20 protein-coding genes are annotated in these 25,888 nt (G+C 44.3%); 15 read left to right on the top strand and 5 right to left on the bottom strand.

Annotated features, from left to right (window positions below):
* From V7R55_RS10930 to speA, 3 genes are all read left to right on the top strand, one after another.
* A complete protein-coding gene (locus V7R55_RS10930) occupies positions 1–1,389 on the top strand; it encodes an NAD(P)(+) transhydrogenase (Re/Si-specific) subunit beta (RefSeq protein ID WP_014951244.1) in 1,389 nt (462 codons plus the stop codon).
* Between the two features lie 185 nt (positions 1,390–1,574).
* The gene (locus V7R55_RS10935) at positions 1,575–1,997 is read left to right on the top strand and encodes an arginine decarboxylase (RefSeq protein ID WP_334059507.1); all 423 of its coding nucleotides are present in this window, start codon (positions 1,575–1,577) and stop codon (positions 1,995–1,997) included.
* Positions 1,998–2,155: 158 nt separating this feature from the next.
* Positions 2,156–4,066: a biosynthetic arginine decarboxylase gene (gene speA / locus V7R55_RS10940; protein WP_334059508.1), complete on the top strand. Its 1,911-nt coding sequence runs from the start codon at positions 2,156–2,158 to the stop codon at positions 4,064–4,066.
* Positions 4,067–4,129: 63 nt separating this feature from the next.
* Here speA and V7R55_RS10945 read toward each other — a convergent pair whose 3' ends face one another.
* The gene (locus V7R55_RS10945; RefSeq protein ID WP_334059509.1) at positions 4,130–5,281 is read right to left on the bottom strand and encodes a serine hydrolase domain-containing protein; all 1,152 of its coding nucleotides are present in this window, start codon (positions 5,279–5,281) and stop codon (positions 4,130–4,132) included.
* A 222-nt stretch (positions 5,282–5,503) separates the two neighbouring features.
* Here V7R55_RS10945 and V7R55_RS10950 point away from each other — a divergent pair, with 222 nt between their 5' ends.
* The 3 genes from V7R55_RS10950 to V7R55_RS10960 are packed head-to-tail and all read left to right on the top strand — an operon-like array spanning position 5,504 to position 8,391.
* A complete protein-coding gene (locus V7R55_RS10950) occupies positions 5,504–6,958 on the top strand; it encodes a DNA-3-methyladenine glycosylase 2 family protein (RefSeq protein WP_438823590.1) in 1,455 nt (484 codons plus the stop codon).
* A gap of 2 nt (positions 6,959–6,960) precedes the next feature.
* The gene (locus V7R55_RS10955; RefSeq protein ID WP_334059510.1) at positions 6,961–7,473 is read left to right on the top strand and encodes a methylated-DNA--[protein]-cysteine S-methyltransferase; all 513 of its coding nucleotides are present in this window, start codon (positions 6,961–6,963) and stop codon (positions 7,471–7,473) included.
* A gap of 33 nt (positions 7,474–7,506) precedes the next feature.
* The gene (locus V7R55_RS10960; protein ID WP_334059511.1) at positions 7,507–8,391 is read left to right on the top strand and encodes a DMT family transporter; all 885 of its coding nucleotides are present in this window, start codon (positions 7,507–7,509) and stop codon (positions 8,389–8,391) included.
* A gap of 17 nt (positions 8,392–8,408) precedes the next feature.
* Here the strand turns inward: V7R55_RS10960 and V7R55_RS10965 are convergent, their stop codons facing one another.
* Positions 8,409–9,830: a sensor domain-containing diguanylate cyclase gene (locus V7R55_RS10965; RefSeq protein ID WP_334059512.1), complete on the bottom strand. Its 1,422-nt coding sequence runs from the start codon at positions 9,828–9,830 to the stop codon at positions 8,409–8,411.
* Positions 9,831–10,062: 232 nt separating this feature from the next.
* On the opposite strand from V7R55_RS10965, the gene glmU reads away from it, so the two are divergent.
* From glmU to V7R55_RS11005, 8 genes are all read left to right on the top strand, one after another.
* Positions 10,063–11,421: a bifunctional UDP-N-acetylglucosamine diphosphorylase/glucosamine-1-phosphate N-acetyltransferase GlmU gene (gene glmU, locus V7R55_RS10970; protein ID WP_334059513.1), complete on the top strand. Its 1,359-nt coding sequence runs from the start codon at positions 10,063–10,065 to the stop codon at positions 11,419–11,421.
* Between the two features lie 304 nt (positions 11,422–11,725).
* Positions 11,726–12,766: a Gfo/Idh/MocA family oxidoreductase gene (locus V7R55_RS10975; RefSeq protein WP_334059514.1), complete on the top strand. Its 1,041-nt coding sequence runs from the start codon at positions 11,726–11,728 to the stop codon at positions 12,764–12,766.
* A 201-nt stretch (positions 12,767–12,967) separates the two neighbouring features.
* On the top strand, positions 12,968–13,777 hold the full coding sequence (locus tag V7R55_RS10980; protein ID WP_334059515.1) for a DeoR/GlpR family DNA-binding transcription regulator: 810 nt from the start codon (positions 12,968–12,970) through the stop codon (positions 13,775–13,777).
* A gap of 2 nt (positions 13,778–13,779) precedes the next feature.
* The gene (gene glmS / locus V7R55_RS10985; RefSeq protein ID WP_334059516.1) at positions 13,780–15,612 is read left to right on the top strand and encodes a glutamine--fructose-6-phosphate transaminase (isomerizing); all 1,833 of its coding nucleotides are present in this window, start codon (positions 13,780–13,782) and stop codon (positions 15,610–15,612) included.
* A gap of 254 nt (positions 15,613–15,866) precedes the next feature.
* Positions 15,867–16,853 (top strand): LLM class flavin-dependent oxidoreductase, encoded by a 987-nt coding sequence (locus tag V7R55_RS10990; RefSeq protein ID WP_334059517.1) that lies wholly within the window; start codon positions 15,867–15,869, stop codon positions 16,851–16,853.
* A 124-nt stretch (positions 16,854–16,977) separates the two neighbouring features.
* On the top strand, positions 16,978–18,000 hold the full coding sequence (locus V7R55_RS10995; protein WP_334059518.1) for an ABC transporter substrate-binding protein: 1,023 nt from the start codon (positions 16,978–16,980) through the stop codon (positions 17,998–18,000).
* A gap of 19 nt (positions 18,001–18,019) precedes the next feature.
* Positions 18,020–19,945 carry an ATP-binding protein gene (locus V7R55_RS11000; RefSeq protein ID WP_334059519.1) on the top strand — a complete coding sequence of 642 codons (1,926 nt, stop codon included), beginning with the start codon at positions 18,020–18,022 and terminating at the stop codon, positions 19,943–19,945.
* A gap of 102 nt (positions 19,946–20,047) precedes the next feature.
* Positions 20,048–21,118, top strand: a complete 1,071-nt coding sequence (locus V7R55_RS11005; RefSeq protein ID WP_334059520.1) for a diguanylate cyclase domain-containing protein — start codon at positions 20,048–20,050, stop codon at positions 21,116–21,118.
* 47 nt (positions 21,119–21,165) lie between these two features.
* Here V7R55_RS11005 and V7R55_RS11010 read toward each other — a convergent pair whose 3' ends face one another.
* Positions 21,166–22,164, bottom strand: coding sequence for an NADP-dependent oxidoreductase (locus V7R55_RS11010; RefSeq protein ID WP_334059521.1), 999 nt, complete (start codon positions 22,162–22,164; stop codon positions 21,166–21,168).
* A 415-nt stretch (positions 22,165–22,579) separates the two neighbouring features.
* Here V7R55_RS11010 and V7R55_RS11015 point away from each other — a divergent pair, with 415 nt between their 5' ends.
* Entirely contained in the window at positions 22,580–23,935 is a 1,356-nt protein-coding gene (locus V7R55_RS11015; protein ID WP_334059522.1) for an OmpP1/FadL family transporter, read from the top strand.
* A gap of 103 nt (positions 23,936–24,038) precedes the next feature.
* On the opposite strand, the gene V7R55_RS11020 is transcribed toward V7R55_RS11015, so the two are convergent.
* Positions 24,039–24,923 carry a LysR family transcriptional regulator gene (locus tag V7R55_RS11020; RefSeq protein ID WP_334059523.1) on the bottom strand — a complete coding sequence of 295 codons (885 nt, stop codon included), beginning with the start codon at positions 24,921–24,923 and terminating at the stop codon, positions 24,039–24,041.
* Positions 24,924–25,205: 282 nt separating this feature from the next.
* Positions 25,206–25,649 (bottom strand): DUF2721 domain-containing protein, encoded by a 444-nt coding sequence (locus V7R55_RS11025; protein ID WP_118491429.1) that lies wholly within the window; start codon positions 25,647–25,649, stop codon positions 25,206–25,208.
* Between the last annotated feature and the right edge of the window lie 239 nt (positions 25,650–25,888).

The following is a 25,888-nucleotide window of genomic DNA, read 5'->3' on the forward strand; positions in this document are numbered from 1 at the left end:
GTGAGTGATATCGTAACCGTAATAAACCTTGCGTACGTAGTAGCTGCGGCACTATTTATACTTGGGCTTAAATTACTTAGCCATCCAGATACCGCGAAAAAAGGTAACTTTATTTCTGCCATTGGTATGCTGGTTGCTGTCGTCGTCACCCTGCTTGACCAGCAGATTATTAGCTATCATTACATCCTGCTAGGTTTTGTTATTGGCGGTGCCTTTGGTGCGTGGAAAGCTAAGACCGTTGAAATGACGGCAATGCCAGAAATGGTGTCGTTATTTAATGGCTTTGGTGGCGCAGCGTCATTGCTGCTGGGTTGGGCAACATTAGCCGGAATGAGCCTAATTACCCTTAAAACTGAAAGTGCGTTTACTTTTATTACCCTGTTTTTCACAATTTTAGTTGGGGGCATTACGTTCTCTGGCTCGGTGGTAGCCTGGGGTAAGTTGTCAGGAAAAATGAGCTCTAAAGCCGTTATTTTCACAGGGCTTCGCGAGCTAAGTATCTTACACCTTATTGGCATGGTGGTGATTGGTTATTTCTTTACTACCGACCCAAGCAACCCACTTTGGATTTACTGTGCTATTGCGTTGTCACTAAGCTTCGGCTTGTGGGCTACCATTTCAATTGGTGGTGCCGATATGCCGGTGGTTATTGCGCTTTTAAATAGCTACTCAGGTGTAGCAGCGTCGGCGGCAGGTCTAGCTACAGGTAACACAATATTGATTGTTACCGGCTTATTAGTAGGCGCGTCAGGCTTAATTCTTACCAATATTATGTGTAAGGCCATGAACCGCTCGCTGATGAATGTGCTGTTATCTGGCTTTGCCAAGCCAGTAGAAGCCGGCGAGAAAATAGAAGGCGAGATTAAAGTACTGTCGGCGCAAGATGCATTTTATGTATTAGAAGCAGCGCAAGCCGTACTGGTGGTGCCTGGTTATGGTATGGCGGTTGCGCAAGCGCAGCACGCGGTACGTGAACTTCAGTCCTTGCTAGAGGAAAATGGCTGTACGGTTGATTACGCCATTCACGCGGTAGCTGGGCGTATGCCGGGCCACATGAACGTGTTATTAGCAGAAGCTGACGTGCCTTATGACCAATTATACGAAATGGACGACGTTAACCCTCGTATGGAAAACTATGATGTGGTTATCGTTATTGGCGCGAATGACGTGGTCAACCCTGCGGCTAAAGAAATGAAAGGAAGCCCTATTTACGGCATGCCAGTTATCGAAGCCCATCGTGCTAAAACGGTCTTTGTACTTAAGCGTTCTGCGAATGCCGGTTTTGCCGGTGTAGACAACCCGCTGTTTTTCAAAGACAACACGCGTATGGTTCTGGGTGACGCTAAAGACACCATCAACAGCATTATTCGCGAATTCGGAGACGACTAATACAGCGTGTCTCTTTGATACATCTTCTAATAAGGCCTGTTTAAACACAGGCCTTTTTATTGGGTATTAAACTTAATTATAAAGTACTCAACTATAGTTGTAGTTGATGCTTATCAGCTCTAGTATGTGAATGCTATAGATGTTGAGTTAGCTATTCATATAGTCGCATAGAGATGTACGAGTAAATGTCTACGACCCCTTTTCATATTGAGCCGTTTAGAAATTGTATTTTGGTCACGCTTCGTGGTAAGTGGGATATGTCCACGAACATTCAGTACCTTGCTAAGCTTTCTGATTGCTTAAAAACCCGTAAAGGTAGACCCTTCCACTTATTTGTAGACATGCGTAGTTGGCAAATCCCCAATTCTGATACCTTCAATCAAATAAAAGCACCTATAAAGTTAGATCGGCGAAGTCAGCTCAGCGAGACATGGCTGGAAGATGAAGCAACAAATGCTGATCACATTGCAGAGAAGTTTTTTAGCGCGCCATCAATTAAACTGGGATTTGAACTTGAACGTACTCAAAGCATCTCAGAGTTTATAACTCATTGTGAAGAAAAAGCAGATAACGTTGTTATAGATTATGTTCGAACTTGGATAGGCTAAAAAAGCCCGCGTTCGATAAACAAAATTAGTCGCCACAATAGATATTTTACATCGCAACAAGGCTCGCGTTCAGCCTTGCGTTGTCTATAATACGCGGCTTATTTTCGCACTTACTTTGCTAGGTATAAACCTAGCCCACTTACACATAGGTGAATAAATTGTCAGATTGGAGCATCGAAGAAGCAGAGCGCGTCTATGGCGTGTCTCAATGGGGTGGTGGCTATTTTCAAATTGGTGAGAATGGCAATGTTCATATTACTCCTGTTCCTGAAGATCCTAGCATTCGAATCGACTTTAATTCGGTAATAGAAGATATCCGCAAAGAGGGCGTACAGTTTCCCGTTGTAGTGCGATTTCACGACATTTTGCGTTCGCAAGTTGCCGGTTTGAACAAAGCTTTCAGAAGCTCCATCGAAGAAGCCGAATACCAAGGCCAGTACCAAGGTGTGTATCCGGTAAAAGTTAACCAAATGCGTGAAGTGGTTGAAGAAATTGTTGATGCAGGTAAGCCCTACAATTATGGGCTAGAGGCAGGCTCTAAAGCTGAGCTACTTACTGTATTGGCAATGAATACCAATGAAGACTCGTTGACCATCCTTAACGGCTATAAAGACGATGAAGTCATGCGTCTTGCACTGTTAGGCAGGAAGCTTGGTCGCAAAGTTGTTGTGGTAGTGGAAAAATATACCGAGCTACTTTTACTCGTGAAAATTTCAAAAGAGCTTAACATCGACCCTATTATCGGTGTGCGCTCTAAAATGACCGTAAAAGGGCGAGGTAAGTGGGAAAGCTCTGGTGGTGAGCGTGCGAAATTCGGCTTAACTATTACTGAAATTATCAACGCAGCCCGCTATCTTGAAGAGCAGGGCATGGCCCATTGTTTAAAGCTGCTTCACTTTCATATTGGCAGTCAGCTGACCGATATTCGCGCGGTAAAAGAAGCGGTAACCGAAGGTGCTCGTATTTATGCAGACCTTCATAAAATGGGCTTTGCGCTGGACTATGTAGATGTTGGTGGCGGTCTTGGTATTGACTATGACGGCAGTAACTCAACCAATGAATCATCACGTAATTACAGCATGCAAGAATACGTTGCCGATGTTGTCTATGGCATGAAGGAAATGTGTGACCTTGAAGGTGTACCACATCCGCACTTGGTAAGTGAAAGTGGGCGTGCAATCACGGCGCACCACAGCTGTGTTATCACTGAAATTGTGGGCGAGATTAAGTCGAATGCATCGCATATGGACACTTCTGCAAAAGAAGGCGAGCACTTCTTTTTGAAAAACATGCGTGAACTTGCCGATACGTTTGATGAACAAACAAATATGCATGAGATTTACAACGATGCTTCTCAGTATAAAGAGCAAGCGCTTGATGCATTTAAGTTGCGCGTTCTTACTTTAGAAGAGTTAGGCAAAATAGAGACCCTTTACTGGGATATCATGGGTCGCTTACAGAAGTGGTATCGCAACGAAGAGTACGTACCTGAAGAGCTACAAGAGCTAGATTACAGCTTGTCGTCTCAATATCTATGTAACTTCTCTGTGTTCCAGTCGGCTGCTGATACGTGGGCTATCGACCAGCTTCTGCCAGTAGTACCACTTATTCGAATGAATGAAGAGCCCACGGTTAATTGCTCACTGGTGGATATTACTTGTGACAGTGACGGTAAAATTGACCAGTTCACTATTGGTCGTGAGATCACTGATGTGCTGCCTATGCATCCACTCAAGAAGGACGAGCCGTACTACATTGGTTTGTTCTTAACGGGCGCGTATCAAGACGTAATGGGTGACATGCATAATCTGTTTGGTCGCTTAAATGAAGTGCATATTTACAGCTATGATGATGATCCGGAAGATTTCTACATTGAAGAAGTGGTGAAAGGCTCGTCGGTAGAAGATGTGCTTAACGTTATGCAATATAACCCGCGTGCAATGGCATCAGATGTGAAGCGCATGATAGACAAACACGTGTGGGACGGTAACTTAAATCCTCGTGAAGGGGTTCGTTGGACTGATTTCTACGAGAAGTGTTTAGCGGGTTACACTTACCTTAAGCAATAGTAAATAATCCAGAGCCTACGATTTCTTTATACTTAAGTTCGCAGGTTCATATAGCCGGTGCCGCTACTTATTAGCTGCGTCGGCTTTTTTCAAATAGCGCTTCCAAAGTTCCGCTGTTGTAGAGTTAATCATATTTGACTCTGCATTCATCAACATCACGTAGCCCACTTTTTTCTCGGGCATAAAGGCTACGTCGGCGCGATAGCCTTTTACCCAGCCGCCATGATAGTTAAGCTGCACGCCATTTAAGTCATAAATACGCCAACCCAAACCATAATGCGCATCGCTGATCATACCGCGCCAGCCCCTGCGATAGGTTTCTCGCTTGGTTCTGACTCGTTTTGTTGTGACATAGTCCACCATTTCATCAGAAATCACCGTTGGGAATTCGCCAAGCAGCGCCTGTAAATAAATGGTCATATCTGAAATGCTGGCATTAACTCCTGCCGCGGGAGAAAAGCGGTAGTAGTTGCTTTCAACTTTGCCTTCACGCCATTTATTTCTAGCAATGGCGATATGAGGTTGTGCCCATGACTGTGATGCGAGTAAACCGCCTTTACCAACGCTGGCTGTCTTCATGCCTAATGGTGAAAAAAGGTTTGCCTGAAGTTGGCGCGAGTAGGAAGTATTATTGTTGCTAAAGTAGTACTCCAATGCTCCGAAAAGTGCATTTTGATAGGTGTAACATTCGCCAGGTGTACACAAGGGCTCAAGCTCACCGAGAGATTCTAATACGCGCTCTAACGAATAATCGGCTTCAATTAGATTGTCGTAGGCGTTAGGCATAAAGCCACTGGACTGCCCTACAATATGTTGTAGCTGAAGCGCGCCCATACCTTTTCCTGTAAAAGGTATGTCGGGCAATAAAGTGGAGATAGGGGTCTCCCAGCTAAGCTGGTTTTTCTCCACAAGCTTGGCAGATAGAAGGGCAGTGAAGGTTTTTGAAACAGAGGCTAGCCTGAATACTGTATCTTCGGTAACGCTCTTTCCGCTTTTTTTACGGGTCTTTCCGTAAACGTAAACCCGCGGCGCTTTTCCCTGTTCGTAAAACACAAATGCATAACCAGGAACATTGTATTTTGACGCTTCTTTTTTAACGTGATTTGCATAGTCATCTAACCAATCAGCAGAAGCACTCTGAGCTATGAGCATTAGTGTCGCAAATAGCCAAAGTGTAGCTAGGCTAAGTAGTGAAAAGCGCGAAGAGTTCAGCATATAGTCAGCTCATTGTGCCTGTGACTTCAAGGTTACTTCACAGGGCGTTCATTATTATTATCTTGTTATTATGCGTTTAGCCGCATCAATGATCAAATGTCGCTAATTATACTCACTCATTTTAACCCTGGTTTTATAGAGTACCGATTTTGTCGCACTTACACAGTAAAGACGCGATACACTATGCTCTGGTAACGAGTTAAGGGCGAGCGCTGCATACTTATGTTAGATAACAATGTTGTGCAAGAAGAAGAGGCGTCAGAAAGGAAAAGTTTATCTGAGTCCGTATTTTCCAAGGCGAGACTTAGCAGAGATCCGCGTTTCGACGGGCGATTTTTCGTTGCAGTAAAAACGACGGGCATATTTTGTAGGCCGATTTGCCCAGCGCGCTTGCCCAAAGAAGAAAATGTTACTTATTTCGAACATGCAACTCAGGCTATGGCCCTAGGTTATCGACCGTGTTTTCGGTGCCGACCCGACAGCGCCCCCCGTTCTGCAGCTTGGAAAGGCGTGGGCGCAACAGTAAGTCGAGCGCTATCGCTATTATCTGCCATTCCTGTAGAGAGTGTGGCTGATATTGCCCGCCGTTTAGGAATAAGTGAACGCTACTTAAATAAGCTGATCGTCAATGCGGTAGGTATATCGCCTAAACAATTTCAGAATATGCAGCGTACTTTGTTCGCAAAACAGCTTATTCAACAAACCCACTTGTCTATGACAGATATATCAGTAACCGCAGGTTATCAGTCGCTTAGGCAATTACAGCGAGCTGTAGAGCGATATTGCGGAACCTCGCCGACACAACTTAGGAAAAAGCAGGCCGCCGAACAAAAGTCGATATCCCTGTTCCTTGCTTATCGTCCTCCTTATAACTGGCCCTATGTACGTGATTTTTTAGCAGCGCGCGCCATTGAGGGTATGGAGCTAGTTACAGAAAACAGTTATCTGCGCTATTTTTCAAGTCAGTCTAATGTTGGTGTCTTCAAAGCAGAACATGATCACACGCGCAACGGCTTCAATGTTCACATTGATATGCCAGATTTACGCGCTCTTCATACCGTAATAGAAAACATAAAGCTGGTTCTAGACCTTCATGCCGACCCACTATTAATTGAACAAAGCTTAATGCAGGCCGGGTTATCACAAAAGCAGCTAACGACAGGTCTACGCCTTCCTAGCGCGTGGAGCGTATTTGAAAGCGGCTGCCGTGCTATTGTCGGGCAGCAAGTCAGTGTAAAAGCGGCTATTGGACAGGTTACACTACTTGTACATCAACTTGGCGAAAGGCGTCCGAGTGCAACTACGCCTAACGACTCTGGACTAGAGGCGAGGGAACACTATAGCTTTCCCACCCCGGAAGTAGTCGCAGACAACAGCTTGAAGTTTTTGCGTATGCCACAGGCGCGAAAAGACGCGCTGCGCAGCTTTGCCCAATTATTTGTTAGCGATAGCACGCCAGCCCATGAAGATATCCTTGCAATTAAGGGCGTGGGGCCCTGGACACTAGATTATTTAAAAATGCGTGGCGAGAGAAACCCAGATATTTATCTTGGAGGCGATTTAATTGTTCGTAAAGTGGCAGAGCAGTATCCGATTGAGCCTGATAAGGCGGCGCCATGGCGCAGTTATTTAACCCTTCAGCTTTGGCAACTTAGCAATCAGCAAAAAGAGGCTTAATCATGGTATACACAGGTTTCGTTAATAGCGAGCAAGGCCCAGTCAAAATAGAATCAACGGATGAAGGCATAACAGCCATTGCGTTTTTAAACGCAGATGAAGCTGAGCTATACAACTCCCTTGGTAGTGAGGCTTACGCTCGTAAGTATTCTTGCGCTAACGCAGTTACTGATGAAGGTTGTCGTCAGCTTAAGGCGTACTTCGATGGGCGGCTTCAGGAATTCGATTTACCGCTTACTCCTAAGGGAACCGTGTTCCAGAACCAAGTGTGGCAGGCATTACAGCACGTAAAGTATGGTGAAACGGCCAGCTATTTAGATATCGCCAAAGCAATAGGTAACCCAAAAGCCGTTAGGGCCGTGGGTATGGCAAATGGTCGTAACCCTATTGCTATTGTAGTACCTTGCCATCGTATAATTGGCAGTAATAAAACCTTAACGGGCTACGCGGGTGGTTTACCACGTAAGCAGTATTTACTGAATTTAGAGGGAGCCCAAGGGGTGCTGTGGTCATAAAATAATGGGTTATAAGAGAATGGTGATAGAAAAATGGCAATAAGAGACATTCTCTCGCTTCTGGTGTTAGCGGGTATTTGGGGCGGTTCGTTTATTTTTATGCGTGTAGCGGCACCAGAATTTGGCATTTATGTGTTGGTGGCAATTCGTACATTGCTAGCAACGGCAGTGCTATTTCCTTTACTGTTATTGCGTGGCTCGGTTAAAGATATTAAGCATCACTGGGTTGCCATAGCGCTAGTAGGGTTGGCAAATACCGCCGTCCCGTTTGTACTTTTTAATTACAGCAGTTTGCACTTAGAGGCAGGCGTTAACGCTATTCTAAACGCTACCGCACCCATGTTTGGGGCTATTGTTGCTTGGCTTTGGTTGGGCGATAAACTAACAAAGTCAGCTGTCGTTGGGCTCTTTGTTGGCTTTGTAGGCGTTACCGTTATTAGTCAGCAAAAGCTTGGCGAGGGGGATATTAGCTTTCTTCCCATTTTAACTGCGCTTTTAGCTACTACAGGCTACGGAATTGCGGCGTGCATGATGAAAAAATGGCTGCAAGGGGTAAAGCCTTTAGTTGTGGCCACAGGCAGTCAAGCTATGGCCAGCATTATGTTAGCGCCCTTTGCGCTAGCAACTTTGCCAGACACAATGCCAAGCGTTAATGCATGGGTAAATGCCGTAGCGCTCGCCGTCGGTGGTACCGGTATCGCGTATATCTTGTATTTCAAACTTATCGCCGATATTGGCCCTGCAAAGGCTATTACCGTAGCTTATCTAGTACCGCTTTTTGGCATTATTTGGGGTGTACTGTTCTTGCAGGAACATTTGTCAGTTCAAACCATAGTGGGAGGCTTAATGATTTTATTCGGTGTTGCGCTAACCACCGGCGTTCTCAAACGAAAACGCCATAAGGTTAAACCTGCTTAAACTAAAGCCAGCTTTGACTAGTCTATCAGCTGCATCCTTACCAAATTGCTGCCGTCGCGCTTAGCTTGATAAAGCGCGTCTTCAGCATGCGCGGTTACCTCGTGCATTGCCCGGGTTGACGCAGTATATGAAATACCAATAGAAGCGGTAATGACTACCTCCGGTAAATCTTGCAGAGGGGGAAGCGTAGCGATGCCATGGCGAAGGTTTTGTGCTATGTCGAATGCCACATGAGGGCCAGTGTGAGGCAGCAGAATAATAAACTCAGCGCTACTCCATCTACCGACTACATCCTGTTCGCGCATGTTCTCAGCTAAGTAAGATACCACTTTATCTAAAATGTCATCGCCCGCATTGCGCCCATGGGCGTCAACAATTTCTGAGAGTGTATCAACGCTGACTAACATAATGCTAAGCGATTTGTGCTCGGCCAATAGCGTTTTATAAATAAGCTGTAAATTATCCTTTTCAGGCAGACGGTTGCTGTGACGTACCACTAAGTCTGGCTGCATATCTTTTCTGAAATAATACAGAAGATTGTAGATCAGCAAGAACAGTGAGAATACGACAACCAGCAGTGTTACCACGCTAAAGATGAACGCTTGAGAAATTTCTGCTTGGCGGTCTTCTAGCGGACTTAAAAGAAATACTGTCCACCCGAATTGATTCAGCTTAACTTCTGCAATAAGGAAGTCTTTTTGATCAATAGTGACTAACTTATTGTTCAGCGCTTGCTCGCTTTGAATCGTCATGGGGAGACTGGCATACCAAGGGAGTTCAGATAAATTAGTAAAATCGGAATAAGAGGCAATAAGGCTTGGGTCTGAAGACAACATAATGTCACCTTCGCCATCTACAAATAAGAAGTCATAGCCGTACTCTTGTTTGTAGGTATCAAATACTTCAATAAAGCTACGTAAGCTTTTCCCTACGCCAAAAAAGCCTAGGAAGCGGTCATCTTCATCGTGGATTTTTATATCAATGTAAAAATGCGTGTCTTCCCATTTGCCGATATCGGCAACGGCATCGGCGGGATAGTCACGGTATTTGAAGTACCAGCTCACTTCACCTTCAATAAGGTTAATAATGCTGCCATCGGAATTGTATTGCTTTCTGTCTGCTTCACTGGCGATGAAAAAAGACAATCCAAACTCATTTTCAAGACGATCCAATGTTTTGAAAACGGCTTCTTGGTCGATGGTATCGCCATCCATTAAGTCGACCAGTTCGGTAGAATGTCCTAAAGCTTCAGATATATGCAGTGGCTTAAGAAGTTGCTCAACAATAAGCGAAATAGCAGGTGACAATGACTGTTGCTGCGCTCGACTTTGTTCGGCAACGATTTTTGAAATACTGAAATGAACCAGCGTCACAATAGCGATAACCACTACCGCAAATAACACCAGAATACTTCTGTGTAGTGTACGAAATGTGTTCACAGACTACGCATGCTCCCTTGCCTGACTGAACCTTACCTAGATTTCGAGTATACCTGTTGCAATGATTAACTACTAGGCGATTTAGATTAACTTAGACTAAATAACGAAGAGCGAAAGCGCAACGCAAAGTCGTCCGGTCAGACCTCGCATCAAAGATATCGCTGACATATCGTTGGCCCTTGGTTACACTATGTTCCGTTTTTTCATTCTCTTTGCGAAATAAAGGAATTATATGGCTTTCTCAGTGGTTGTCTTAGCAGCGGGTAAAGGTACCCGTATGAAGTCGGCGTTGCCAAAGGTATTACACAAAGTGGGTGGCGTGCCTATGGTGCAGCGAATTATCAACACCGTTAAGTCATTGGGTGCTGATAATATTCATTTGGTCTACGGCCATGGCGGTGATCAGCTAAAGGAAACGATAGTTGAAGACAATCTAAATTGGTGCTTACAGGCCGAACAGTTAGGAACAGGTCACGCCGTTCAGCAAGCTGCTCCACATATTAATAACGATGAAGATGTACTTGTTCTTGTTGGCGACGCCCCACTTATTCGTGAAGAAACTTTGAGTGCACTAAAAGCAGCAAAAGAAAGCTGTGATTTAGCCTTATTGACTGTGAATTTAGATGACCCTACAGGTATGGGCCGCATTATTCGCGAAAATGACAATATTACCGCGATAGTTGAGCATAAAGACGCGACAGAAGCACAGCGTGAAATTAAAGAAATTAATACCGGCATGATGATGATGTCTGGCAAAGACCTTAAACGCTGGTTGGGGGAGTTAAGCAACGACAATGCACAGGGTGAATATTACCTTACCGATGTTATTGCAATGGCTGCCGCTGAAGGCAAGCGCATTAATTCTGCTCAGCCGCAGTCGGCTGTAGAAGTGGAAGGCGTAAATAACCGTTTGCAGCTAGCTAACTTAGAGCGTGCGCTTCAACACCGTCAAGCCGAAGAGTTGATGACGAACGGCGTTACCTTGTTGGACCCCGCTCGTTTTGATTTACGCGGCCAGCTAGAAACCGGTAATGACGTAATTATCGACGTTAATGTGATTATTGAAGGTAAGGTTACGCTTGGCAGTAACGTTACTATTGGCGCTAACTGTATTCTGCGCAATTGTACTATTGCCGATAACGCGGTGATTGAAGCAAATTCTATTGTTGAAGATGCCAATGTTGGTGAAGCGTGTACAGTCGGGCCTTACGCAAGATTACGCCCTGGTGCAGTCATGCTGAAAAATGCCAAGGTGGGTAATTTCGTAGAAATGAAGAAGGCCATTTTAGGTGAAGGCGCCAAAGCGAATCATTTAACCTATTTAGGCGATGCAGAAGTGGGTGCCAAAGCGAACATCGGCGCAGGGACAATTACCTGTAACTATGATGGCGTGAATAAATCGAAAACCGTGATAGGCGAAAATGCTTTTATCGGCTCCAACTCATCACTTGTCGCACCGGTAAACATTGGTGATGGTGCAACTGTGGGTGCAGGCTCTGTAATTACGTCAACAGTAGACGAAAACGCACTAGCCGTTGCTCGTGGCAAACAGCGTAACATTCCAAACTGGCCGCGCCCAACCAAAAAATAAAGGTTAACTTTTCTTGGCGGTCGCTTGATGAATTAGGGCTAGCAAACATAAATAGTAGTTTGCTAGCTCAGTTTCTTCTCCAGCCTCATCGAACTATTGTCCAGTCATGAAGCTGATAAAACCAGAGTGCTTAAGTTAACGTCTACTGTGTCGCTGAAAACGCAACTCATCTGGCTATCTATGCGGATTGGTATCACTTATCTCACGCCTTCTAAATAATGAACTATCTCAGGTTCACACTATCATATATTACTGATAGTGTGTGTTTACTTACCTCTTAATTCTCGTTACACAAGGATATGCGATGATATCTACTCTTCTTGTTGGCTTTGGATTTTCAGCCACTACGTTTCATTTACCATTTCTAAATTATCTTCCGCAGTTCTCGGTAGATGTGGTTATTTCATCAAAACCCGATGCGGTTAAGGCGCTATTACCTGAAGCTGAAGTGTACAGCTCGTTAGAAGAAGCGCTAAAAATTCATGACGTAGACCTAGTGGTTATTACTACGCCGAACCACCTTCATGGTCCGCAAGCTAAATTGGCATTAGAGCATAGCTGCCATGTGCTAGTTGAAAAGCCATTTACGTTGGATAGCGAAGAAGCACAAGCACTTGTGGAGCTTGCAAACGCCCAGAAAAAACAGCTCTGTGTATATCAGAACAGGCGCTTTGATGGCGATTTTCTTACGATTAAGCAGCTAATCAACGATGACAAGTTAGGCGACGTTAAACGCTTGGAAAGCCGTTTTGATCGTTTCCGCCCAGTTCCTCGCGATAGGTGGCGTGAAAACGAAGGCCCAGGCAGCGGTATTTTCTGGGACTTAGGACCGCATTTAATAGACCAAGCATTGCAGCTTTTTGGCAACCCAAAAGCAGTGTCTGCAAATATAATGGCGTTACGTGAAAACGGGCAATCAGATGACACTTTTGATATTACGCTTCACTATGGCGATAAGGTTATAAAATTGGGTAGCTCAGCTTTTCAGGCGGGAGCAACCCTGCGCTACGACCTACAAGGCACAAAAGGTAGCTTTCGAAAGTTTTATCTGGACCCACAAGAAAACCAGTTACGTGCCGGACTGTCTTTTGACGATGCAAGCTGGGCGTTAACCAATGATAAAGAGCACGGTGTGCTAACGGTCGCAAGCGAAAGTGGCGAGTTGCTGGAAGAAACTATCGAAACGCGCAAAGGGGAATACCTGACGTTTTTCAATCGTCTTGCTCACGCCATTGAAGACGGTAAGTTTTCGCCAGCTGATGCAAGCACAGTTGTACCTGTTATCAAGGTCATTGAATTAGCTATACAAGCAAGTGAGCAAAAGCAAACGCTGTCGTTTATTTAAACAAACCATCTTGATAAAAGTTTCAATTTAACTTACGATGTTTTCAATTTGTAATTAATAGCTTTCGTTTTGAAAGTTATTAAGTGTGAGACACTTATTTTTTACTAACTACTCATAGAACTAACGCGCTGGTGTTTTTGTACAGCAAGCCCCAACGCGTTCGCAAGCGCTAAAGTAATTCGTTAAGCCATCGAGGTTATATTGAAGAGTAGTCAATCAGTTGAGCAGCGCCGCCAGCAGATAGTGGCGTGGGTGAAAGAACGCGGTCAGTCACAAGTTGAAGACTTGGCCGTGCGTTTTGCCACCTCTGAAGTCACGATAAGAAAAGATCTTGCTGCCCTTTCTCAGCAAGGTTTGCTTATTCGCCAGTTTGGCGGCGCAGTGCCTGTGCCATCAGTAGCCTTAGATACTCACTCTTCTCAAGCTACCACTAATGAAGTTTACTCAAGCCAGAACGCTAGCCCAATAACTAAAGCCATAGGTCAGTGTGCGGCAGGTTTAGTTAAACCGGGAAATAAAATAGTCATAGATTGCGGTTCAACCACTGCGTCAGTTTTGCCTTACCTATCGGATATTGATGACTTAGTGGTAATGACCAATACGCTATCCACTGCCAATTATCTTACCCAAAGTGCTAAAGAGCCTACGGTGTTAATGGTAGGTGGGACATGGGATGTTCAGTCTCAGTCGTTCCAAGGTGCAATGGCTGAACAGTTAGTTAGCGCCTATAGTTTTGACATTGCACTTATTGGTGCAGCGGGCATTGATGTAAACAGAGGCACTACCACCTTTAACGAACTTATTGGTGTGACCCGGGCCATGGCCGAGGCTGCAACAAAGGTGGCGGTATTAGCCAGCTCAAAAAAATTAACGCATAAGATGCCTAACCTAGAGCTGAGCTGGAAAAACATTTCTGTTTTGATTACTGATGAAGGCATTAGTGATGAAGACAAACTTAATATTGAAAATCAGGGCGTGACCGTGCTTATTGCAGCGCCGAGTGGAGAATAATTATGTGTGGAATTGTTGGCGCTGTTGCTGAACGTAACGTGGTAGAAATTCTTCTAGAAGGATTAAAAAGACTAGAATATCGCGGCTATGATTCAGCTGGTGTAGCGCTGTTGCAAAACGACGGTACGCTTACCCGTATTCGTCGTACAGGTAAAGTACAAGAGCTGGCTGACGCGGTAGCAGCAGGCGAAGCCTTAGGTACTACAGGAATTGCACATACCCGATGGGCAACCCATGGTGGCGTAACTGAAGCGAATGCTCACCCGCACTTTTCAACCGAGCGCGTAGCCGTTGTTCACAACGGTATTATTGAAAACTACGTAAACCTAAAAGCTCAGCTAAAAGAAAAGGGCTACACCTTTACCAGCGACACTGACACTGAAACCATTGCTCATACTGTGCACGAAGAACTAAAGTCGGGCAAAGCTCTGCTTGAAGCAGTGCAAAGTGCGGTTAAAACTTTTCACGGCGCTTATGGCACCGTCATCATGGATAAAGAAGACCCAAGCCGCGTAGTGGTTGCACGCTCAGGCAGCCCGCTAGTTATAGGTCTAGGACTTGGCGAGAACTTTATTGCATCAGATCAAATGGCACTTCTGCCAGTGACACGCCGCTTTATCTTTTTAGAAGAAGGCGATGTAGCAGAGATCACGCGCCGAGACGTTAAAATCTTTGATAAAGACGGTAACGCCGTCGAGCGTGAAGTGATTGAGTCAAACGTAGAGCACGATGCGGGTGACAAAGCGGGTTATCGCCACTATATGCTTAAAGAAATACACGAACAGCCAACGGTTGTGCGCAACGCGCTTAAAGATCGTATTGATGAAAACGGTCTTACCGCGGATGTATTCGGTGAAGGTGCTGATGAAATATTTAAAAAGGTTAAACACGTTCAAATTATTGCCTGTGGTACTAGTTACCACGCTGGAATGACGGCGCGCTACTGGCTAGAGCAGTACGCCAATGTGTCGTGTAACGTAGAAATTGCATCAGAGTTTCGTTATCGCAAGTCAGTGGTTCACCCAAACAGCCTGCTTATTACAATTTCTCAATCAGGCGAGACAGCCGATACACTAGCCGCACTTCGCTTAGCCAAAGAGCTTGGCTATATGTCTAGTTTGACCATTTGTAACGTTCAGGGCTCGTCGTTGGTACGCGAATCTGACCTAGCGTTTATGACCCGCGCTGGCGCGGAAATTGGCGTAGCGTCTACCAAAGCCTTCACTACCCAGCTTGCTGCTTTCCTTATGCTAACCCTTGCACTAGGCAAAGAGAATGGTATGTCAGAGGCCGACAGCAAGGCCATAGTATCTGCGCTTCACAGCTTACCTGCCAAGCTTGAAGAGACCTTAGCTATCACTGGCGGTATTGAAGATTTAGCTGAAGAGTTTGCAGATAAAAATCACAGTTTGTTCCTAGGTCGTGGCGATCAATATCCTATCGCCATGGAAGGAGCGCTTAAGCTTAAAGAGATTTCTTACATTCACGCTGAAGCCTATGCGTCTGGTGAATTGAAACACGGCCCGCTTGCGCTAATTGATGATGAAATGCCGGTAATTGTAGTGGCACCAAATAATGAACTTCTCGAAAAACTAAAATCGAACGTTGAAGAAGTGCGTGCCCGTGGCGGTATCATGTATGTATTTGCTGATAAAGATGCCGCGTTTGCAGGGGATGAAACAATGCGTGTCATTGACGTGCCGCACTGCGACGAGCCAATTGCACCTATCATTTATACCTTGCCGCTACAGTTATTGAGCTACTATGTAGCGCTAATAAAAGGTACTGATGTAGACCAGCCTAGAAACTTGGCAAAGTCAGTTACAGTGGAATAGCTCAACGCTGTTAAAGCAGCTTTAAGTGCTTAAAAACAAAGCCTGCGACTGACTAACTCGCAGGCTTTGCAGCTTATTAAAGGCCTTCTCTGAGTGTAAGTAGCAAGTCATCGTGCCGACGCATCTCTTAATTCATCGCCGCTTCATCGACAAACCCTCTCCAGCCGTCTTAAACCACCAAAACAATCGTTGTAAAACGGACGGCACGTTCATACTTATAAATCATTACCAAGTTTTAAATTTTGCGAGGCTCTATGGCTATTCCTTATTCACTGCTCGATTTAGCGCCTATATCCGAGGGGTATAGCGTAAAAGACGCGCTAAACAACTCTAAGCTAATGGCTATGGAAGCAGAGCGCAGTGGCTACGAGCGGGTGTGGTTAGCGGAGCACCACGGCATGTATGGTGTAGCCAGCTCGGCCACCTCTGTGGTGTTAACGCACATTGCTAACGCTACCTCTACCATCAAAATCGGAGCTGGTGGCATTATGCTGCCTAATCATGCGCCTTTGGTTATTGCTGAACAGTTTGGCACCTTGGCTGAATTATTTCCCAATCGCATAGAACTTGGGCTGGGGAGAGCGCCAGGTACTGATATGGCAACGGCAAGAGCGCTTCGTCGTAACTTACAAAGCGACGTAGATAGCTACCCAGAAGACATTCAAGAACTTCAGCATTACTTGGGCACACCTCGGGAAGGTCAGTCAATCGTTGCTGTGCCTGGGGCGAATACCAACGTGCCTTTGTGGTTACTCGGGTCTAGCTTGTATAGCGCTCAAGTGGCGGCAAAAATGGGGCTGCCTTATTCATTTGCCTCCCACTTCGCACCCGATGCGCTATTTGATGCCCTCCATGTGTATCGCAACATGTTTAAACCTTCGTCCCAGTTATCAGCGCCAAAGTCCATGGCAGGTGTGATGGTGGTGATTGCTGAAACCGATGAAGAAGCAGAATTGTTGTTCACATCGGTTAAGCAGCAATTTATGAACATGCGACGTGGCCTTAACAAGCCGTTTGCAAAGCCTATGCATAACTTTAATGAATATTGCACGGCAACAGATGAAGCCATGTTATCAAGTGTACTCAGATATGCCTTAGTTGGCTCGAAAGAAACCGTGCAACGCAAGCTCGCTGAATTTATCGAAGCAACGGATATTGATGAGATTATTGTGTCTATGCCAATTTACGATATCGAGGCGCGTTTATTCAGCGTTAAAGCGTTTGCGGACATCGCATCCTAGCTCCTAAAAAGTAATGACCAGTTTTAAGGGGTTGGTCATAACTTCTTCTATGCAATGCCCAAGAATAACTTTATGATATGTAACGACATGTGTATTTTCATTTAGTTATTACGGGTTTACAGTCATGCTTAAGGTCTGGTTTTCCTTTCTCCTTACCCTTGTTTTGTTCGCGGCAAATTTAAGTCCTGCCAGAGCGAAAGAGGCGCTGGACCTTGTTATTATTGAAACGCTTCCAGTTCCTATTGTTACTGAATCACGGGCCGAATTTGAAAAAGAGCTTATTCGAATTATGCCTGAGCACGACATCAACGTTACTACATACAATGCCGAAGGGTCGGAGGAGCGCGCTAAAGAAATATTGAGCGAGCTGGCGAAAGAGCCTAAACCTGATCTTATTGTATCTGTGGCTACCTTGGCCACTCGTGCTTTGAATACCTCTGAAGATTTTGTGGATACGCCAAAGCTTTTTATGGTCGTGTCCGCTCCAGTCGAAGAAGGAATAGTTCCCGCTATTGGTGCTACAAGCAAACGCAACATGACTGGCGAGTCGCACGTACTTGGTGCGAAAGTAAAGCTTGATATGTTAGATGGCGTGCTCAGAGCATCAAATCCTACGTCTCCTTTTACTATAGGTTTAGTACATTCAACCTATCCCTCATCAAGTAACCTGGTAAACCAACTGCTAGCGTTAGACAGTGAGTATGAAAATATAAACTTAATCGCAGTCAGCACGCCTTATTTAGAGGGTGATGAAGGACTTGTCGAAATGACGGATAGTATTGTTGATAGCTTAGAACAAAGAAGCTCAGAACTGGATGGCTATTGGTTATCTTCAGGGCCTTTAGCAGAAGCCAATGGATTAGTGGAGAAGGTTAAAGAGAGGACTGGATTGCTTCCTCTATTTGCTGAAAGTATTGCGTCAGTAAAAAAAGGTGCGCTTATCGGTGTGGTATCTGAATCAGAGAGTATAGGGAAATCAGCAGCAAGAAAAGCAAAGCTGATACTACAAAGAAAATCGGCGAGAGACATTCCCGTTGGTAAAATGGATACGTACACTGTTGCGGTAAATGTTGCTACGGCAATTAAATTACAATTGCCCATCCCTTCCAATTATTTGAAGCTCTCTAAAGAGCATGTATATCAATAAGGCCTAATTAGAAGTAAGTATGCGGATTAAATCAAAACTGCTAGTCATCTACATTCCAATACTGTTAATTGGAATGGCACTTACTGGGTATTGGGCTTATTTAACCGCTTATGACTCGGTTCGCGAGAGAGAATATCAGTTGCTCACCCAAACCCTTACGCTAAATGTGTTAGAGATCATTGATGAAAGGCGAGAGCTGCTTATCCAATCGGGGTTAGAGAATGTCCCTGTGTTTCGCGATGCTTATCAAAAAGAAGTATTTGAAGAACTAGAGTCGCTTCAGCAAACAACAGACCGCCACTTTGCTATTAGCGATAAAAGTACTGACACTATTATATTCAGCACTGCTAAGAGTAATATTGTTCTGAATGTGGAAAACGCTAACAGGGCGACAATAGCTAACCGACGCGTAGCGTTCGGCGAATCGAGTGTAAATGGAACAGATGTCTTGTTTGCTTGTTCTGAATTTGACCCTTGGAGCTGGAAAGTAACGGTTCTACAACCTGCTGAGCCACTGCAGTCATCGTTATTTACTATAGCGTGGCTAACCTTTCTGGTAACGCTATTTGCTGTAGTCTTCGTTAGCTTACTTATGGGCAAAGTGACACAAGTGTTTGTTGTCTCTCCCATTGAGAAAATTAAATCAGCAGCAAGTCGCATTGCTGTTGACCATAAGAAGGTTAGCATAGACCTAGAGCAAAACGATGAACTAGGAAGCTTGGCTCGCGATGTTGAAGCCATGTCTGGCGAAATTGAGCAATACGTAGCGCAGGCACAGCAGGCGAACCGTGCGAAAACAGATTTTCTAGCGGTAATGAGTCATGAGATACGCACGCCGCTAAACGGTATCCAAGGTTTGGCAACATTGCTTTTAGATACACAACTGTCTGACAAGCAGCATCAGTATGCCAGCGATTTGAAGTCTTCAGCATCTATTCTTGCTACTGTCATAAACGATGTATTAGACCTTTCTAAAATTGAGTCGGGTATGTCAGAGATTGATGTGACAGAGTTCGACCTCGACTCAATGCTGAACGATCTTATTACGCTATTAGGCACGAACGCTAGCGCTAACAGTACACGGTTAGTTTATAAGAGCAAAAACTTAGAGTCTGTGGCGGTAACTAGCGATATTACCAAGCTTCGCCAAATTATTATCAATTTGGTCAGTAATGCTATTAAGTTTACTCACAAAGGTACGGTTAGCATTTCGGCTAAACTTAAGCAGTCTTCAACAGAAACCATGAGCGATAACCGTTTAGTCATTGCGGTAAAAGATACCGGTATTGGTATTGAAGCTGAAAGGCTTGAGCATATATTTGATAAATTTACCCAGTCCGACTCTTCTATTACCCGCAAATATGGCGGTACTGGACTTGGTCTTGCCATAGCTAAGCAGCTAGCCCAAATACTTGGCGGCGATATAAAAGTTGTAAGTAAAGTGGGCGAAGGTTCATGCTTTACTGTTACTGCGAATGTTCAATCTCGACTTATGTCGGATTCATCAATTGAATCTTCCTCTGCACGTAAAGCACATGGCGCTAGCTTACCATCAGGGCTAAAGGTGCTATTGGCTGAAGATAATGCAATTAATGCTGTGGTAGCACAGGCGTTACTAGAGCAGTTAAACTGTGACGTCGAGCATGTAGATAATGGGTTAAAAGCAGCCGCACGTGTGGAAGAGGGAGGAATTGATGTGGTCTTCATGGATGTGCATATGCCTGTTATGGATGGGATTGAAGCGACTAAGCGCATCAGAAAACTTGAAGGTGACCTTAGCCAAACGCCGGTTATTGGGCTTACCGCAGAAGCGTTTAAAGAGCGCCATGTTTCATTTAAGCAGGCAGGGATGGACGACATAGTCACAAAGCCGGTCACCGTTGAAGCACTCCAAGAAAGTTTGTTAAAACTGGCGCTTAGCCAAGAAGTCACTGATAATAGTTAAAGCCGCTTTGCGTCAATGCGAAGCGGTTGTATAGCCCATGAAGACTGTCATCATTGGCTAGGTTGGAAAATTTTAATGGATATATTCTTATCAAGGTGATGCGTGCACATCAACAGACCCAGTGAACTTCGCAGGCTTAGAATCGCTCTTATCATAGGCGCCATTCTAGTGCTTTTGTTCATGGCTGCCGACTTGGTGTTAATACCTAGTAGTATGTTCAAGCTCTATATCTTCGACCGTCTACTTCTTCAATTTCCTATTGTAATCGCCGTCGTTGTACTCTCTTATTGGCGTCACTTTATACGGTATCGAGCGTACATATTTGCTGGCTTGCTTATTGCGCTTTCCTACAGCAACTATTGGTTAATTTGGGTTTGCTGGGAAGAGCACAACTTTGTTTTCCCTTACGAAGGCACCATCCTGTATGCATTTTTCTGTGTATTCGCTTTGGGGATCCCGTTTAAATTAGCGATAACAGCTAATACTATTAACATCTTAGGTTTTTTAGGCTTGATGTGGTTAGCACCGGTTTACGGAGACAGAGTGCCAATCTCAGCTGCGTTTGTAACAGGCTCACTATTTATATGTGCCTATGCTAAGTACAGACTAGATCGCAGTGTGCACATGCTTAAGGAAACTAACGACCGATTATTAAAGCTTAGCAAGTTTGACCCGTTATCTGACTTACTTAATCGACGTGCCCTGCGAGATCAAAGTGAAAAGCTGTTGGCCTTGAGTAAGCGTCACAATGTCTCGATGGCGGTGTTGATGCTGGATTTAGATGACTTTAAAAAATATAACGACAACTTTGGTCACCAACAGGGCGATGAAGCGATTAAAGTTCAAGCGCGTATTATGAAGCAGGTGTTTAAACGGGAAACAGATATCTTAGGTCGGTACGGCGGGGAAGAGTTTATTGTTGTTTTAAGCGATATCAGTAAAGAACAGGTTGAAAAGCACTCGCAAGCAATACTGGATAAATGGAAGGACACTAAGCTAAAACATGCTGATGAAGCAAAGCACCCTTTTATGAGTTGTTCGATTGGCGTGGCTTACGCCAGTACAGTTAGCGAGTTGTCCATTGACTGGCTTATCGATGAAGCCGATAAGGTGCTCTATGAAGCAAAAGAAAAAGGTAAAGCTCAGTATGTGGTGACAGAAGCACAGTGCTAGTGTTAACACTGTGCTCTTAATTAAAACTGTACTCTTCGTTTGAAAAATTACAGCTTAAGTATCATTTTTCCGGTGTTTTTACCTTCAAACAGCATATTTAAGCCTTTTTCGGCGTTCTCTAACCCTTCAATGGTATGCGCGCGGTACTTTATATTTCCTTGCTGCACATAGGGTGTGAGTTTTTCTAAAAGCTTTGGAATTTCATCCCAATGGTCTGGCATCGCAAATCCGCGAACGTTAATACGCTTCTTAATTAACGGGATCCAGTTAGGACCTGGTGCTGGGTCTTCTGATTGGTAATCGGCAATCATTCCACATACAACAATTCGACCATGGGCATTCATTCTGTTGAATATATGGTGCTGGATAGGACCACCCGTGTTTTCAAAAAATACATCAATTTTATCTGGCGTTAGCTCAACCAGTTTTTTCTCTAAGTCGTCAGTTTTGTAGTTAATTGCACCGTCAAAACCTAACTCGTTGACAATCCAGTCGGCCTTGTCGTCACTACCTACAACACCAATTACGCGAAGCCCGTCTGCCTTTGCTAACTGACCCACAATTGAGCCTACTGAACCTGCTGCTCCCGTGACAATGAGGGTCTCGCCCTCCTTTGGTTCGCCAAAGTTGTAAAGACCTGTTGTAGCGGTTAAACCCGGTAGCGCAAATACACAAAGTGCCATTTCTTCTGTCACACCTTGCTGAAGCTTATTAAAGCCTGAGCCATCACTTAGCACATATTCACTCCAGCCAGTCATGCCCATAACCTTGTCACCAACTGAAAAGTCTGGATTATTAGACTCAACCACTTCACCCACACCGCTCGAACGCATAACATCGCCAAGCTCTACAGGAGGAATATAACTTTCTCTGTCTTCGCTCATCCAGCCTAACATAGCTGGATCTAGAGACATGTGAGTTTGCTTAATCAGGATTTGACCGTCTTTTGGTGTTGGTATTTCAAACTCTTTTGTCTCAAACAAGTGCGGGCCAATTTTTCCATCTTCGGGACGCTTTACCAGCGTGATAGCTTTATATGTTGACATTGTATCCTCCTGTAACATGCGAAAAGTTTCTGGTGACTAGCCTAATGATTTACCCAATGATTCACCTAGTATTGAAACGCAATATGCATAGCTGAGATCACCCATCAATTGTAAAGATAGGGTGGGGCTTGTTGTTATAAACACAACTAAAAGGAATCTGCCCCCCTAAATTAGAGTGAATGAAAAAGATAATTCCAATAGTTGCTGGTAATAGTTACCTAATAATGTTGTTAACATTATCATGATCTTTGGTTAACTTAGCTTTATCAATATTGTCTATAAATGCGTCGAAATTGTCGCTAAAATTGTAAATAATGCGATAAAAGTGCGTAAATAGCGTTTACTTGCATTGAACAAAACTACTCATATCCGTAGAATGCCTGCTGCAATTTTCCCCTACTATAATGAGTATCTTATGAAGCAACAGTTTTCTTTACGTGCCTCAGTTTGCTTAGCGCTTGCTACTTTAGCCTCTTCTTCTGCGCTAGCGGCTGGTTTCCAAGTTAATGAACACAGTGCAAACGGCCTAGGCCGTGCAATGGCGGGCCAAGCGGCCAAGCCGGAAAACGCCTCTATTTTAGCGACTAACCCTGCAGCAATTGGTGTATTTAAAGAAGCTGAATTCAGTGCATCAGTAAGCTTTATCGACCCAAATGTAGATATTAATGGTGCGGTTACTTATGACCTTGGCGACACTACCGTTGGTGCTGGTGCTGCACAAGAAGACAACATCGCTGATACTGCGATCGTACCTGGTTTCTTCTATGTGTCACCTATCAACGAAAAGCTTTCTGCAGGTGTTGGCGTTTTCACCACTTATGGTCTTCGCTCAGACTACTCAGACGATTTTGGTGCGCTTCACTTCGCTGATACAGCAGAAGTAAAAACGGTAACGGCTAACCCTGCTGTTTCCTATAAAGTGAACAAGCAACTTATGGTTGGCTTTGGTTTGAACATCACATATGCAGAAGCTGAAATCGGTTCTGGCGTTTCAAACACACTTGTAGACACTTTAGTCGCTTTCGCGCCAAACGCTGAAGCTCTAGGTGTAACGCTACCAGAGCTTACTGCTGGGAATTCTCTGTTTAGCATGGAAGGTGATGACATAGGTTTTGGTTGGAACGCGGGTGTTTTCTGGCAGCCGACTGATATGACTAATATTGCGCTTTCATACCGTGCGGAAACAAAATTAGAACTTGAAGGTGACGTCTCTTCAGAAACGCCTATTTTCCCTATTAACCTTAATCAGCCTGGTAGCCTAGATTTAAACCTTGCTGCTATTACAGAGCTAGCGGTTGATCAAAAAATCGATAACCAGTGGTCTGTACAAGCAAGCTTGACGTTCACCGACTGGAGCACGTTTGAGAAGCTTGAAGCTAATCTAGAAGACGGCGTCGATTTCTTAATTAAACAAGAAAACTTTGATGACTCGTGGCGTGCGGCTCTTGGTGTAACTTACATCTTAAATGACGAAATCACCCTTCGTGCTGGCTATGCTTATGATGATGGCGTGGTATCAGTAGAAAACCGTTCACTAAGTATCCCTGATACTGACCGTCACTGGTTCTCTGGTGGTATGACATACACAATGAGCGAAGATACATCAATTGACCTAGCCTATGTATTCATCGATGGTCGTGAAGCAGATATCAATAAAGACAGAACTATTTTAAATAATGTTCTTCCTGGTACGAACTTTACCACGAACTTCACTGGTGCTCAGTCGGCTACAGCGCACATTCTAAGTGTTCAGATGAACACTCGCTTCTAAAAACAAAGAAGTTGATAGCGATAAAAAAGAAGGCAGCGTTTTTACGCTGCCTTCTTCGTTTTAGTCGTAATATTTTCCCAGTTCATTTGCCACTAGTTGACTATTAAATCTGCGCGAACAAGTCTTGCAAGCAAGTGATGGCTGCGCTAATTTTGGCCGGCATAAGATCCTGTTTCGGAGTAACCGCATAAACAGTATAGTCAGGTAATTCCCATCCTGCGAAAAGTTGCTTCATCTCTTTTGATTTGAGTAAGTGTCTTACCTCTGGCTCAGGCAATACGGCGTAGCCCAGATTATCTTGGGTAAGCTTAATTAGCGTCTGCATTGAGTTTACATCAATACGCTGCGAGTCTAGTTCAAACTCTCCCTTACTTTCATGCTTCATCACATAGTCTTCAATATGCCTGTGCACAATGTAAGCATGATCATTCAACGCTTCTGGTGAAGATAACGTTTCGTTGGCCAACGGGTGCGCAGCCGAGACACATAAAATGCGCTTCCACGTGGCTAGCTTCAAACTACTAAAATTAGTGTCAGAAACGGGAGCAAAGCAAAGTACAAGGTCTGCGCTTGACGCAATAATGTCTTTTGGTTCGTCGGTAACGGTCAAGGATATTGTGATTTTTGGAAACTCTTCGCATAGCTTCTTCAACGGTCCACTCAGTAAACCACCACCAAAACCTTCAGGTGCGATGATATTGATGTTGCCAGTAGGATCATCTTGTAGGCTTTCAATTCTCTGTTGGGCAAGCTCTGCGGTTTGCAGCATTTTTTTGCTGGTGTCGTAGTAAATGCGTCCGGCTTCAGTGAGACTTAAGCTTCGGGTATTTCGGTTAAAAAGACTAAGCCCTATATCATGTTCGAGTTTTCGTAGCTGCTGGCTAATTGCAGAAACAGTCATGTGTAGCTCGCGGGCTGCAACACTCATGCTACCGCTATCTGTCACCGCAACAAAAACCTGGAGAGAGCGAAGTAATTTAGTATTCATGGCGCAGTTAAATCCTTTCTATTGGCCGCAGTATTGTAGGGCTACATTTGTAGCAAATTAACGACGGCAATGTGCGAATTTTACCTCACTTAAAAGTTAATGAGCGTGTTTAACCGTGCTCTTTACTCAATTCTTACATAAAAAATGCTTTTCAAATAAATTAAAGCCTTGCGTAGGAATGAATTAAGTCGACTAGAGAGGGGTAAACTCTCTAGTCGTCTTTCTGATGGGGCTAGTTATTGCAAACACAGCACTGGTTGCTTTGGAGCTGAAATAAAGAAACTATCGAATAGTTCTGACTAAGTTTATAGTATTGGTGGCAAGCTTCACTTCGACCAGAAATACAATAAGTGCACTGATAAGAAACATCATTGCCAATATAAACAGTACTATAATGGGCGTTTTTAAATCGACCACCCACAGTGACCCGGAAAAGAGCGCCATAATAACCGTACAAACCATAAGGCCCGAAGCGACACAAAGTCCAATCGCCCAGTTTATGACTTTAACCCTACGCCACAATACTTTTATTTCTTTTTTAGAGCGGTCGACAATATGTGGGTCTGACAAGGTATGAATTTGCCTTTCTGCGACTCTGACCCTATCCGATATTCGCCCCAGCCTTGACGACATTACGTTTAGGAAGCCCGCAATACCGGTGAGTAAAAATACGGGGGCAACAGCGAATTCGATAAGCTGTGAAAGACTAGGAATAAGCGTGTCCAATGATTCCTCCAGCGAACAAGTTTTTGTTTATGGCGACGGTGTTTAGCTAGTTGTTTAACTTTTTGACAATGCGCCGCCTATTTTATGTGCAGCATTTATGGCCGTGTGTAATCAATGGGTAATGTAACTACCCATTGCTTTGACATCCTATTTCGCCAAGTTTGCAGCAAAGATTACGCCAAGGTTTAATCACATAAATGGCTTAGTTGTCTGAATATTGCAATAGTTTATCGGTTTTT

Source organism: Alteromonas sp. S005, assembly GCF_036864475.1.
Taxonomy (GTDB): domain Bacteria; phylum Pseudomonadota; class Gammaproteobacteria; order Enterobacterales; family Alteromonadaceae; genus Alteromonas.